Genomic DNA, 12,577 nt, shown 5'->3' on the forward strand with positions numbered 1-12,577 from the left:
ATCGGGCCAACTCTTCGGATTCCGGATCTACCGTTCGGGCCACGCTTCGGGTGTTCGGACCTACCTTTCGGGCCGCTGTGGGGATCGCGCGACCGTGTTCGCCAGGTCCAGCGTCAGCCTCGGCGGCTGGGCGGGCGCGCCGACGAAGCCGCTGTCCGTGCCGCCGATGATCAACGCCAGCTGGTGGCCCCTCGGGATCACCTTGTCCGTGCTGGCCAGGCGGAACGTCATGGTGTAGGCCGTGCCCGGGGTGAGCGGCGATTCCTGGCTCAGCGAGCGGTGGTTGGCCAGGTCGGCCCAGCCCCGGCTGAAGATGTGCAGGCCGACGGTGGTGGTGTCGGCCGTGGTGACCGCGTAGCAGGCGTCGTCGCCGGTGGTGCTCGCGCCCCAGCAGGTTTCGGTCGTGCCGGTGCGGATGCCCTCGCCGGCCGCGCCGTAGTTGCGGATGGTCGACTGGCCGTAGTCGACCAGCACGGCCGACACCCGGGCGGTCGAGGTGCTCGGGGTCGCCCGGACGGTGACCGTGCCGGTGCCCGACACGTGCAGGTCCTGGGCGAGCGGGCCGGTGGTGTACAGGACGCGGGAGGTGGAGGACTGGGTCGGCTGCGCGGCCCACGTCGTCTCGCTCTGCTTCGTGTCGGTGAACGCCGCCCGACCCGCGACGGCCGGTCCGGTGGTGAGCGCGCCCAGTTCCGGCGTCGACCCCGGCACGGGCCGGAACGCGACGTTCCCGGTGCCCGCGGCGGGCCACGCGCTCTGGTCGGCCCACACGTCGGGCTGCCGCTCGACGCTCACCCGGGGCGCGCGCTCCGCGCCGTTGTCCAGGCCGAGCAGGTAGTGGTCGAACCACTGGTGCAGCGCGTCGACCCACTCCGCGCGCCGGTAGTCGAACGGGTCGACGTGGCCGGTTTGCGACAGCCACAGCCTGCGCTCGACGCCGGTCGCCGCGAGCGCGGTCCACCACTGTCCGAAGTGGACGGACTTGACGTTGAGGTCGTTGACGCCGTGCGAGGCGAAGACGCTCGCCTTGACGTTGCGCGCGGCGGCCACGTGATCCCGCTCGGCCCACGCGGCGTTGTAGTCGCCGTTGGCCGGGAACGCCTGGGAGAGCCTGCGGTCCGACGCCGAGCAGTCCTGGCCGAGGTTGCGCGCCTTGATGGTTTGCGACAGCCCGGCGGGGGAGCCGTTGTTCCCGACCGCGCCGTCCGTGCGGTAGTAGTCGTACCAGCTGGAGATGGCGGCGATGGGCACGATGGTCCTGAGACCCTCGACGCCGGTCGCCGCGACGCCGTTGGCGATCGTGCCGTCGTAGGACTTGCCGATCATGCCGACCGCGCCGGTGGTCCAGGACGCGGTGACCGCGGTGCCGCCGGTGGCGGCGGAGTAGCCGGTCGCGCGACCGTTGAGCCAGTCGACCACGGTCTTCGCCGAGCCGACGTCGGACGGGCCGCCGATGTCCGGGCACCCGCGCGACCGGTTGGTGCCGGCGAGGTCGACCAGCACGACCGCGTACCCGCGCGGCACGAAGTAGTTGTCGTAGTAGAGCGGGAAGCCGACCGGCCGCCCGGCGGAGTCGTAGGTCTTGCGCTCGGTGGCGTTGCCGCGTCCGCAGCACGAGTAGTACGGACTGGCGTCCATGATCACCGGCACCCGCACGCCCCGCTCGGCCGCCTCGCGCGGCCGCACCACGTCGGCCGCCACCCGGTCCGACCGCCCGTCGCCGTCACCGTCGCGGCCGATGTCCACCCACACCGTCTCGCGCACCGCCGTCGCGAAGTCGTACACCGGCTCGCTCTTCGCCGCGGCGGCGGCCGCCGTACCCGGCGCGACGCCGGCCATCAGCGCGAGGACCACCGCGAACACCCGTAACCGCATACCGCCCGCCCTCCCGGGAGAAGCTCTGGACTTCCGAGCTTCGAGGAGGGCGGTCGGGGGGCAGTAGGGCGGAAAGTACGGAAATCCCGCCCGCGGACCGGGTCAGGCGCCCGCGGCCGGGATCAGTCGGCCTTCCACTCGTCGTGGTAGCCCGCGAAGACGGTGTGCAGGTGGTGGCCGATCTTGAGGTAGTCGAGGTCGTCCAGGTTGGCCAGGGACACCCGGACCGACCACTTCGGGCCGTCGAAGCCGCCGCCGTTCAGCAGCACCACCGACGCCTGCTCGGCCAACCGGAACAACGGGTCGATCGGGTCGTAGGTCCGTTCGAGGTGGTCGGCGAAGTCCTTGCCGTAGACGCGTTCCGCCTCCGCCAACAGGTCCAGCTCGATGTAGTAGCCGGCGCGCCGCGGGTCGTCGGCGATCCGCATCCCCGCGCCCTCCACCAGCAGGTCCAACCGGGTGCGCACGATCTCCCGCACCTTCGCCTTGTACGCCTTGCCCTCGTCCTGGAGCGCGAACAGCGAGAACAGCACCAGCTGCACCTGTTGCGGCAGGCTCAACCCCGCCGTGTGGTTCAACGCCACCCGTCGCGAGTCGGCGACCAGGCGGTCGATGAACCGCAGGTCGTCCGGGTTCAGCGTCAACGTCCCGTACCGCCTGCGCAGCCGGTCGCGCTCGGCGTCCGGCAGGGCCGCGATGGTCTCGTCGACCACGTTGTCGTCGTGCAGGCCGATCAACCCCAGCCGCCAGCCGGTCGCGCCGTAGTGCTTGGAGTAGGAGTACACCAGCAGCGTGTTGCGCGGCAGGTCGGCGGCCAGGGTGCGGAACCCGTCCACGAACGTGCCGTACACGTCGTCGGTCACGATCACCAGGTTCGGGTTCGCGTCGCGGACGATGCCCGCGATCTGGTCGCGCACCCGGTCCGACAGCGCGAGCGACGGCGGGTTGCTCGGGTTCACCAGGCACACCAGGCGGATCGACGGGTCGGCGAGCTTCGCGACCTGCTCGGTCGGGTACCGCCACTCGCGCACACCGGCCTCCACGAACAGGTCCGCGCTGATCAACTCGACCTCGAACCCGTACTCGTCCAGCTCCGGGATCTCGATGTAGGGCGTGAAGATCGGCACCATCAGCGCGATCCGGTCGCCCTTGCGCAGCACGCCGTTCGCGAGCAGCGAGTCGAACACGTAGCACATCGCGGCCGTGCCGCCCTCGGTCGCGAACAGCGACAGCTCCGACCCGGCCGGCCTGCCGTCGAACAGCTCCTCGTGCAGGTACTCGCGGGCGACGCGCTCCACGTGCGTCAGGATCCGGTCCGGTGTCGGGTAGTTGTCGCCCACGATGCCGTCGGTCAGCTCGTGCACCCACGCGTCCGGGTCGAACCCGAACCGCTCCACGCCCAGCCGCACCGACCGGTCCAGCAGGTCGATACCGGGCAACCCCGGGTTGGCCTTGACGAACGCCGCGAACCGCTCCGCGACGCCCCGGGGCGCGGGCATCCCGCCGAGGTTGTCGGCCGTCCACACGCGACGGCTCTCCGCGAGCGAGAAGTGGCCCAGCGCGTAGAAGGCCTCGCGGGGACCGGTGGCGATCCAGTTCGGGTTGCCGCGACCCGCGTTCAGCATCAGCCGCGCGGACGTGGCCTGCTGGTCCTCGTGGTGGCCCTCGGCGAGCCGGATGAACACGCTCTTCAGCTCGAACGGGCTCAGCCCGGCCAGCTTCTCCATCTCGGCCCTGCTGTGGGACGACTTCGTCATGACGACGGCCTTTCTGCCGGGCTGGTCAGTGGTGGAGCAGGACGATCACGGCGCCCCAGATGGTCAGCAGCACGTTGCCCACCGCGTACGGGATCGTGTACCCGATGGTGGGCACCTGGTTCTTCGCCGACTCGTTGATCGCGCCGATGGCGGCGGTCGTGGTCTGCGCGCCCGCCAGCACGCCGAGCAGGATCGGCAGCTTCATCCGCATCAGCCAGTGGCCGACAGCGAACCCGATGATCAACGGGACGACGGTGGCGACCGCGCCCAGCCCCAGCAGCCCCCACCCGGCCTGTTCGAGGCCGCGGCTGAAGCTCGGGCCCGCGTTGATGCCGACGACCGCGACGAACAGGCACAGCCCCAACGTGTCCATGAACCACTGCGCGCCGCCCGGCACGTTGCCGAACGTCGGGTACTTCGCGCGCAGCCGGCCGAACACCAGCCCCATGATCAGCGCGCCGCCCGAGGTGGACAGGCTGATCGGCACGCCGCCCGCGTGCAGCGCCGGTATCCCGATGCAGCCGCCGAGGAAGATGCCCAGCCCGACCCAGATCATGTCGGTGGCGAAGCTCGTCGGCACCGGCGTGCCGATCCGGCGCGCGGCCGGCTCCACGAGCCGCTGGGGTCCGGTGAGCAGCAGCGTGTCGCCGCGGTCCAGCGTGGTCGAACCCCGCAGCGGGAACTGGGCGCCCGCGCGGTGCAGCTCGGTGACGAACACCCCGGCCAGGAACGGTTCGCGGCGCAGGTCGGCGATCGTGCGGCCCAGCTGCTCCTTGCGCCCGGCCACCACGTGCACGGTTTCCGTGCGGTAGCCCAGGAGTTCGACGTCGTCGGCCTCCGGGCCGATCTCGCGTTCCGGGTCGTAGGCCACGAGGTCGCCGCGGTTGCCGCTGAGCGCGACCACGTCCCCTTGCGCCAACACGATGTCCTGGTCGTGCGGCAGCAGTCGTCCCGCGCGGCGCACCCGGGTGATGTAGAGCCGTCGACCCAGCTGCGCCTGCTGCCGCTCGAAGGTGTCGATCGTGCGCCCGACGACGGTGGAGTGCGCGACGGTGAACGCCCGCAGCACCACCTCGTAGTACCCCTCGCCGACGTCGGGGTCGTCGTCGGCCTGGTCCAGCTCGCGGGCGAGCTCCGCGCTGTCCGCGGCCAGGTCGCGACCCACCACCCGCGGCAGCACGGTGGCGAGCAGGATCGCGCACAGGATCGTGCCCAGCGGGTAGGTGACCGCGTAGCCGATCGCCACCAGGTTCTGCTGCTCGGTGACCTGGTCGCCGGTCAACCCGGGCAACCCGGCGATCGCGTCGCCGGCCACGCCGATGACCGCGGACTGGGTGAGCGCGCCGCCGAGCAGCCCCGCGCTCAGGCCCGGCCCGTAGCCGAGGACCGCGGCGAACAGCCAGCACACCAGCAGACCCGAAACGCACACCACGACGGCGAGCCCGACCTGCGGCAGCCCGTCCTTCTTCAGGCCGCGGAAGAACTGCGGGCCCACCCGGTAGCCCAGCGCGAACAGGAACATGATGAAGAACAACGACTTCACCGTGCCGTTGACCGGGACCTCGAAGAGCCAACCCAGCGCGAGCCCGGCGAGCAGGCAGCCGGTGACCGCGCCGAGCGCGATGGCCCGCCTGCGGATGCGGCCGAGCAGGAAGCCGAGCGCGACGGTCAGGAAGACCAGGAGTTCCGGGTAGGGCTTGAAGATCTCGTCCTTGAGGAAGTTCATCCGGCCTCCGTCCGGTGTCCCGGCACCGAGGCTAGGAGCGGACCCGCCGATCCGCGCGTCGTGCGTCACCCGAACAGGCGACACCGCGCGGCGTTCCCGGTGCGGCCGGGTCATAGTCCACGGAGGACTTCGGCGTCCTGCGGGTGCGGGCCGGTCGGGGAGAGGTGGACTCGTGGACTGGGTGCGGCACCTGGTGCAGTCGACGCCGGAGATCGCGCTGTTCGTGTGCCTGGCGCTGGGGTACCTGGTGGGCAGGCTGCGGGTCGGCCCGATCCAGCTCGGCGGCATTTGCGGCACGTTGATCGTCGCGCTGGTGGTGGGGCTGCTCGAGGTGTCGCTGAACGACCAGGTGCGCACGATCGCCTTCGCGCTGTTCATCTTCGCGCTCGGGTACACCGGCGGGCCGCAGTTCTTCGCCAACCTCAACCGGTCCGGGTTCAAGATCGGCGCGCTGTCGGTGGTCGAGGCGGTGACCGTGGTGGTGCTCGTGCTGGTGCTCGCCGGGGTGCTGGACCTCGACGTCGGCACGGCCGCCGGCATCCTCGCGGGCGCGGCGACCGAGTCGGCGGTGGTGGGCACGTCGACCGAGGCGATCGGCAAGCTGGGCCTGGACTCCGCGGCCGCGGCGGCGTTGCAGGGCAACGTGGCCACCGCATACACGGTCTGCTACCTGTTCGGGCTCATCACCATCGTGCTGTTCACCAGCGGCCTCGCGCCCGCGTTCCTCAAGATCGACCTGCGGGACGCGTCGCGCGACCTGTTGCGGAAGATGGGCGGCGGCGACGAGGAACCCGGCACGGCCTCGGCGCTGCCGGCGCTGGTGGGTCGCGCGTACGAGGTGCGCCACGTCGTCGGCTCGACCGTCGCGGAGCTGGAGGCGGCGCTGCCGGGTCGGGCGACGGTGGAAGGCGTGGTGCGCGGGCACTTCCGGCCGGTGCCGGCGGAGTTCGCGCTGGCGGAGGGCGACCTGGTCGTGCTGGTCGGCGAGCGGGCCGCGTTCCTGGAGGCCGAGGACGCGATCGGGCCGGAGCGCGCGCGACCGGACGTGGCGGCCAGGACGACGCTGGAGACGCGCGAGGTGGTGGTGTCCACAAAGGACGCCGACGGGGCTCCGCTCGGATCGCTGCGCACGCACGGCGTGTTCACCACCTCGTTGTCGCGCACCGACCACCGGCTGCCGGTCGCCGACGCCACGACGGTGCGCCGCGGCGACGTGCTGACGCTCGTGGGCAGCGCGCGGGACGTCGACCGCGCCACCGACCGGATCGGCTACGCCGTGCCGCGGACCGTGGCGACCGACTTCGTGTACCTGGGTCTCGGTGTCACGCTGGGCATGCTGATCGGCAAGCTGACCGTCCACCTGGGCTCCGTGCCGCTGTCGCTCGGCACCGGCGGCGGCGCCCTGCTGTCCGGCCTGGTCTTCGGCTGGTTCCGCGCCCGCCACCGCTCGATCGGCAACTTCCCACCCGCCGCCGCGACGTTGACGAAGGACCTGGGCTTGGCCACGTTCATCGCGGCCACGGGCCTGTCCGCCGCCCCGCAGGCCGGCCCGCTGCTGCGCGAGTACGGCGTCCTGCTCCCGTTCGCGGGCATCGGCATGGTCCTCGTGCCGGCTCTCCTGTCGCTGTACCTGGGCAGCCGCGTGCTGAAGATCGACCCCCCGATCCTGATCGGCGCGATCGCGGGCCAGCAGTGCAGCACCCCGGCGATCTCGGCGGTGACAGGAGTAGCGGCCAACTCCGTGCCGCTGATCGGCTACACCGTCACCTACGCGATGTCCAGCATCCTGCTACCCCTCACCGGCCCACTCCTGGTGGGCCTGATCGGCACCTGAACCGAGGGGGTGCCGATCACTCCCCGCCCTGCGCGGAGTCCGTGTCGAGGGACCCGGGGATCAGCGTGGAACGCAACACCTCGGAGATGTCGTTCAACTGCTTGGCGGCAACGGTGAATTCGCCTTCGTAGACCTGGTGGTGGCCGCGGGCGGTGATCCGCCAGGTGCTGCGCAGTTCGGTGACCTCGGGCGTGTCCACGACCAGGGCGAACTCATCGGCATCGGTGTCATGCGTGCTCTGGGGACGCAGCGCGTCCAACACCACGGTGAGCGTCGTGTGCTCAGGTGGGGGCTGCCGGCGTAGGAGGAGAGGTGGTCCAAGAGCCCAGGCCAGGCGCGACGTGTTCGTTCTTGCCAGGACTTGATCTCTCTCCGGAACTGCTTCGGACTGTGGTGATACGGGTACGCCGACCGGAGGCTCAGGGTCTTCGTGCTGAGGTTCAGGGATTTCGTCAGGGGATCTGCGTCGCGTAGCGACTCCCTGAGCAGGTCACCGTGGGCTCGGAGGTAGTCCTCCAGCACGTGCTCGTACCCATGCGGGTGGTGCACCGCGTGACCGACGAGGGTCACGTCGAGGTCGGCGGTGACGGTCTGCTGTCGGAGGCGATCGAACATCGCGTGCTTCTCGTCGCCCGTGGCCACCCGGGTCTCGCCGTCGGCGCGGATGAAGATGTCACCGTTGGTCAGCTTTTCCGGCCCATCACTCCGACATGGCCACACGTTGCCGGTCGGCGGGTCGACGATGACGACGATGACGTCTCTGCCCTCGCCGGCGGGGATGCGAACGAAGTCCCAGCGAGGGCCGGGCGTGCCGGTGAAACGGGTGACGAACCGGGCCAACTCCATCGCCTCGAACGGGGCGATGCCGGTGACTGCGCCGTGAGCGACGCCGAGAACCATCAAGGCACGGCCCTGGAAGTAACGGGCAGCGGTGTCGGGGTCCCGGTTGGCCGCGCCGAGAACGAACTTCACGACCTTGGCCCGTCCCGACGACGCGGTGAGGTCGATGTCGGACTTCACCTCCAGGAAGTGCCGTTCGACGCGGTCGTCCGTCATTCCGAGCGATTCGACCAGCGCCGTCCATTCGACCTGTCCGCGTGGCAGTACCGGGAAGTCCATGACCACCGCCAATCCTGAACGCGAGGAGAGCGCACTGGGAATGTACCCGCCGATACCGACCTCGGCGGAACTCCTCGGCCCGGTGGCTAATCGGGATTCGCGGTTCCGGGTGTGGTGGGCGGTTCCGGCGGGTCACCGGTCGGCCAGCAGGCGCGGATTGGTCAGCAGGGCGGAGAACGCGCGTTCGGAGGCTCCCACCAGGACCGGGCCGGGGACGGTGCCGGCTACCACCTCCGGGGCGTGGGCTCTGGCCACGACGGAGGTGCGCAGGCCCTGGCGGATCAGGGTCGGGGCGGCTCGGAAGAGGGTGGCCAGGAGTCCGCTGAGGACTATCCGGTCCGGGGAGAAGAGGTTCGTCAGGCCCACCAGGGCGGTCGTCAGGTGGGTCGCGGTGGTCGTCACGGCGGCGGTCGCGGTGGGGTCGCCCGCCGCGTGGCGGGTGAAGACCTCCGGGATGGCGGTCGGGTTCTCCCGGTCGGGGTGGCCCGCCGCGGCCAGCAGGGCGCGGCCGTCGGTGTAGATCTCCATGCAGCCGCGTTGGCCGCACGGGCAGGGCGGGCCGGTCGGGGTGAGGGTGAGGTGGCCCGCCTCGAGCGCGTTGCCCGCGCCGGTGAACGGCCGGCCGTCGTGCAGCACCGCGCTGCCGATGCCGATGTGCTCGCACGTCAGCATCAGCACGGTGCCCGCGCCCCGCCCCGCGCCCCGGTGGTGCTCGGCGAGGATCGCGAGCGACGCGTCCTTCACCACGTGCACGGCCGGGATGCCGGGCAGCCGGGCGGCCAGGATCTCCGCCGCCGGCACGCTCACCCAGTCCAGGTACAGCGCCGAGTGCACGAAGCCGTCGGTGGCGCGGACCATCCCGGCCAGCCCGACCCCCACGCCCGCGCACGGCCGGCCGCAGTCGTCCAGCGCCCGCCGGATCGCGTCCGCGACCAGGTCCAGGGTTTCCCGCGCGGACGCGTCGCGGTGCGGCGACGGGATCTGCCGCCGGTGCACCACCACGTTGTTCAACCCCATCACGGCGAGGTCGATCACCCGCGCGTCGAGGTGCGCCACGGCCACCACCGGGCCGTCGGGGTGCGGTGCGAGCAGCGGTGACGGCCGGCCGCGCGACGGGGTGGTCCGCACCGCCGATCCCTGCGTGATCAGGCCGAGGTCGACCAGCTCGGCCACCGCCTCGCCGGCCGAGCTGCGCGGCAGGCTCAGCGCCGCCGTCGCGCCGGCCCGGGTCGTCGGCCCGGCGAAGTGGATCAAGCTCAGCAGTCGCGCCGCCACGGTCTCCCTCGATTGGAGGTATGCGGCCGGGTCGCCAAGCCATACTTTGTTCATCGGGCGAACATAACACTCGGTAGCAGGAATTTGTACGACCACCGGTGTGACCACGCCGCTCATCAGCGGCCGAGGTCCGGTGCCGGCTTGTCGCTGTCGCACGCTGTCACCGAATTGCCGCACGTCTTGACGATTCCCGCGACACCCGGGTGTGGTCATCACAAAGGGGGCTTGCATGTCGAACATCGTGCCGAGGCTGGGGATCGGGCCGATGTCGAGGAACGCGGTGGACGCGGCCATCGCGCTGGCGTACGACAGCGGCGAGCGGATCATGCTGATCCCGAGCCGCCGTCAGGTGGAGTCGACCGAACTCGGCGGCGGGTACGTCGAGGGCTGGTCGACGGAGACCTTCGCGGAGTACGTCCGGACCCGCGACCCGGAGCACCGGATCTGGTTGTGCCGGGACCACGGCGGACCGTGGCAGCACCCGGCCGAACGGGCCGGCGGCTACACCGAGGAGCAGGCGATGGCCGCGTCACTGGCCTCGTTCCGCGCCGACATCGAGGCGGGCTTCGACCTGCTGCACATCGACACCTGCATGGACCTGGACGGCACCGCGCCGATCGACCGCGCGATCGACCGGCTGATCAGGCTCTACGGCGAGTGCCACGAGCTGGCGCTCGCCTCGGGCCGGTCCGTCCGGTTCGAGGTCGGCTTCGAGGACCAGGGCACCGACACCAACGACCCGGTGGAGTTCCGCGCGCAGGTCACCGAGGTCCGCGACCGCCTGCGGGCCGACGGCCTGCCGACACCGACGTTCGTGGTCGCCCAGACCGGGACCAAGGTGGTGGAAACGGGGAACTCCGGAGCACTCCTCACCGCGCCCTCCGCCGTCGGGCACGTCGTGGAGCTGCTCGCGGACACCTGCGCCGAGGTCGGCAGCGCGCTCAAGGCGCACAACATGGACTACCTCGACACCGAGTCGGTGCGCAGGCTCACCGCGCGCGGCGTGGCGGCGATCAACGTCGCGCCGGAGTTCGGCGTCGTGGAGACGCGGGCGTTGCTCGACCTGCTCGACCGGCTGGGGTTGGCCATCGAGAAGGCCGAGTTCCTGCGGCTGGCGCACGACTCGGGCGCGTGGCGCAAGTGGCTGCGGCCGGGCACCACCACGACCGACGCGCAGCGCGCCGTCATCGCGGGCCACTACGTCTACGGGACGCCCGCCTTCCTCGACCTCAAGGTGGCCGTCGCCACCACCGCCCGGCACCGCGGCGTCGACCTCGACGCCGTGCTCCGGGACGCCGTCTACCAGTCCCAGCGCCACTACCTGCGGGCCACCGCCCCGCTGGTGGCGGCCGGAAACGAGGGGATCGCGTGACCGCCGACTACCTGGACCAGGTGTTCCCGCCGACCGGGCAGGCCTCGCCCGAGCGCGCGACGGACGGGCTGGTGATGACCTCCCTGCGCGCGGCCAAGGTCGTCCGCAAGGGCTGGGGCGAGGAGCGCTGGCTGGTGGAGGAGGGCGCGCCGTTCGCGTTCAAGCTCATCCACCTGCACGCCGGCGCCCGCACCAGCCTCCAGTACCACGAGCAGAAGGAGGAGGCGAACCTCATCGTCAGCGGCGAGGCGACGCTCTACCACGCCGACCGGGTGGGCGACGAGCTGGAGGTGCGCACGCTGACCGTCGGCGACATCGTGCACGTGCGGCCCGGCGCGGTGCACCGGATCGAGGCCGTCACCGACGTGACGCTCGTGGAGGTGTCCACGCCCGAGCTGGACGACGTGGTCCGCATCGCCGACGACTTCGGCCGCGGCGACGGCCGGATCGCGGCCGAGCACGCGCCGGAAGGGGCGTGACGTGACGGGCTACCGGGTTCCGCGCTACGACTACCCCGCGCAGCTGCCCGACCTGGACGGCGTGCTGCTGCCCGCGATCCGGGACACGCTGCTGCGCGGCGACTTCGTGCTGGGTCCGGCGGTGGCGCGCTTCGAGGAGGCCTTCGCGGGTTACCTCGGCGCGGGTCACGCGGTCGGCGTCAACTCCGGCACCGACGCGCTGATCCTCGCGCTGGACGCGCTCGGCATCGGCGCCGGCGACGAGGTGATCACGGTCGCCAACACCTTCCACGCCACCGCGCAGGCGATCGACCGGGTCGGCGCCACACCCGTGGTGGTCGACTGCCGGGAGGACGACTACCTGATCGACCTGGCGCAGGTCGAGGCCGCCGTCACGGGCAACACCAGGGCCGTCGTCGTGGTGCACCTGTTCGGGCAGGCCGTCGACATGGCCCGGGTGAACGCACTGGCCGCCCGGCACGGCCTGGTGGTGCTGGAGGACTGCGCGCAGGCCGTCGGCGCGCGGTCGGGTGCGCACCGGGTCGGCACCACCAGTGCCGCCGGCTGCTGGAGCTTCGCGCCGTCGAAGAACCTCGCGGCCGCGGGCGACGCGGGCGCGATCACCCTGGCCGACGACGACGTGGCGGACCGGCTGCGGCTGCTGCGGCACTTCGGGCAGCGGGAGCAGAACGAGCACGGGCTGCTCGGGTACAACTCCCGGCTCGACACGGTGCAGGCCCTGGTGCTGGAGCACAAGCTGCCCCTGCTCGACCGGTGGAACGAGCAGCGGGTCGCCATCGCCGAGACCTACTACCGGGAACTGGCCGGGCTACCGGTGTCCTTCCAGGCGGGCGCGGGTCCGGGCGAGCACGTCTACCACCTGTTCCAACTCCGCACCGACCGCCGGGACGCCCTGCTCGCGCACCTGCGGGCGGCCGGCGTCGACGCGGTCGTCCGCTACCCGCACCCCGTCCACCTCCAGGAGGCGTTCGCCGCGCTCCGCCACAAACCCGGCGACTTCCCGGTGGCCGAGGACCTCGCCGCGACCACCCTGTGCCTCCCGCTGTTCCCCTCCCTGACCGACGAGCAGGTCGACCTGGTCTGCGCCTCGGTGAAGGGCTTCTTCGCCGGGTCCTGACCCGTCCCCGTACCGCAAGGAGT

Annotated in this window: 10 protein-coding genes; 5 read left to right on the top strand and 5 right to left on the bottom strand. The window is 71.6% G+C overall.

Annotation, left to right across the window (positions count from 1 at the left end; translation table 11 throughout):
- Positions 1-60: 60 nt before the first annotated feature.
- The 3 genes from AB0G50_RS28575 to aspT (AB0G50_RS28585) form a co-directional block, all read right to left on the bottom strand.
- Positions 61-1,839: a Xaa-Pro dipeptidyl-peptidase gene (locus AB0G50_RS28575; RefSeq protein WP_360114472.1), complete on the bottom strand. Its 1,779-nt coding sequence runs from the start codon at positions 1,837-1,839 to the stop codon at positions 61-63.
- Between the two features lie 158 nt (positions 1,840-1,997).
- Positions 1,998-3,632: a bifunctional aspartate transaminase/aspartate 4-decarboxylase gene (locus AB0G50_RS28580; RefSeq protein ID WP_360114324.1), complete on the bottom strand. Its 1,635-nt coding sequence runs from the start codon at positions 3,630-3,632 to the stop codon at positions 1,998-2,000.
- A gap of 25 nt (positions 3,633-3,657) precedes the next feature.
- A complete protein-coding gene (aspT, locus tag AB0G50_RS28585) occupies positions 3,658-5,358 on the bottom strand; it encodes an aspartate-alanine antiporter (RefSeq protein WP_360114327.1) in 1,701 nt (566 codons plus the stop codon).
- 172 nt (positions 5,359-5,530) lie between these two features.
- Between aspT (AB0G50_RS28585) and aspT (AB0G50_RS28590) the strand changes: the two genes are divergently transcribed.
- Positions 5,531-7,192, top strand: coding sequence for an aspartate-alanine antiporter (aspT, locus tag AB0G50_RS28590; protein ID WP_360114330.1), 1,662 nt, complete (start codon positions 5,531-5,533; stop codon positions 7,190-7,192).
- A gap of 16 nt (positions 7,193-7,208) precedes the next feature.
- Here aspT (AB0G50_RS28590) and AB0G50_RS28595 read toward each other — a convergent pair whose 3' ends face one another.
- A complete protein-coding gene (locus tag AB0G50_RS28595; RefSeq protein ID WP_360114333.1) occupies positions 7,209-7,454 on the bottom strand; it encodes a hypothetical protein in 246 nt (81 codons plus the stop codon).
- A 290-nt stretch (positions 7,455-7,744) separates the two neighbouring features.
- Between AB0G50_RS28595 and AB0G50_RS28600 the strand changes: the two genes are divergently transcribed.
- The gene (locus tag AB0G50_RS28600; protein WP_360114336.1) at positions 7,745-8,329 is read left to right on the top strand and encodes a hypothetical protein; all 585 of its coding nucleotides are present in this window, start codon (positions 7,745-7,747) and stop codon (positions 8,327-8,329) included.
- A 114-nt stretch (positions 8,330-8,443) separates the two neighbouring features.
- Here AB0G50_RS28600 and AB0G50_RS28605 read toward each other — a convergent pair whose 3' ends face one another.
- Positions 8,444-9,586 carry an ROK family protein gene (locus tag AB0G50_RS28605; RefSeq protein WP_360114339.1) on the bottom strand — a complete coding sequence of 381 codons (1,143 nt, stop codon included), beginning with the start codon at positions 9,584-9,586 and terminating at the stop codon, positions 8,444-8,446.
- A gap of 229 nt (positions 9,587-9,815) precedes the next feature.
- On the opposite strand from AB0G50_RS28605, the gene AB0G50_RS28610 reads away from it, so the two are divergent.
- The 3 genes from AB0G50_RS28610 to AB0G50_RS28620 are packed head-to-tail and all read left to right on the top strand — an operon-like array spanning position 9,816 to position 12,554.
- Complete coding sequence (locus AB0G50_RS28610) at positions 9,816-10,958, top strand: tagatose-6-phosphate kinase (RefSeq protein ID WP_360114342.1); 1,143 nt, start codon at positions 9,816-9,818, stop codon at positions 10,956-10,958.
- The gene (locus AB0G50_RS28615) at positions 10,955-11,437 is read left to right on the top strand and encodes a cupin domain-containing protein (RefSeq protein WP_360114345.1); all 483 of its coding nucleotides are present in this window, start codon (positions 10,955-10,957) and stop codon (positions 11,435-11,437) included. The genes AB0G50_RS28610 and AB0G50_RS28615 overlap by 4 nt, the downstream gene beginning before the upstream one ends.
- 1 nt (position 11,438) lies before the next feature.
- A complete protein-coding gene (locus tag AB0G50_RS28620; protein WP_360114348.1) occupies positions 11,439-12,554 on the top strand; it encodes a DegT/DnrJ/EryC1/StrS family aminotransferase in 1,116 nt (371 codons plus the stop codon).
- Positions 12,555-12,577: the final 23 nt, after the last annotated feature.

It is taken from the genome of Actinosynnema sp. NPDC020468 (assembly GCF_040642015.1).
In the GTDB taxonomy this organism is placed as follows: Bacteria; Actinomycetota; Actinomycetes; order Mycobacteriales; family Pseudonocardiaceae; genus Actinosynnema.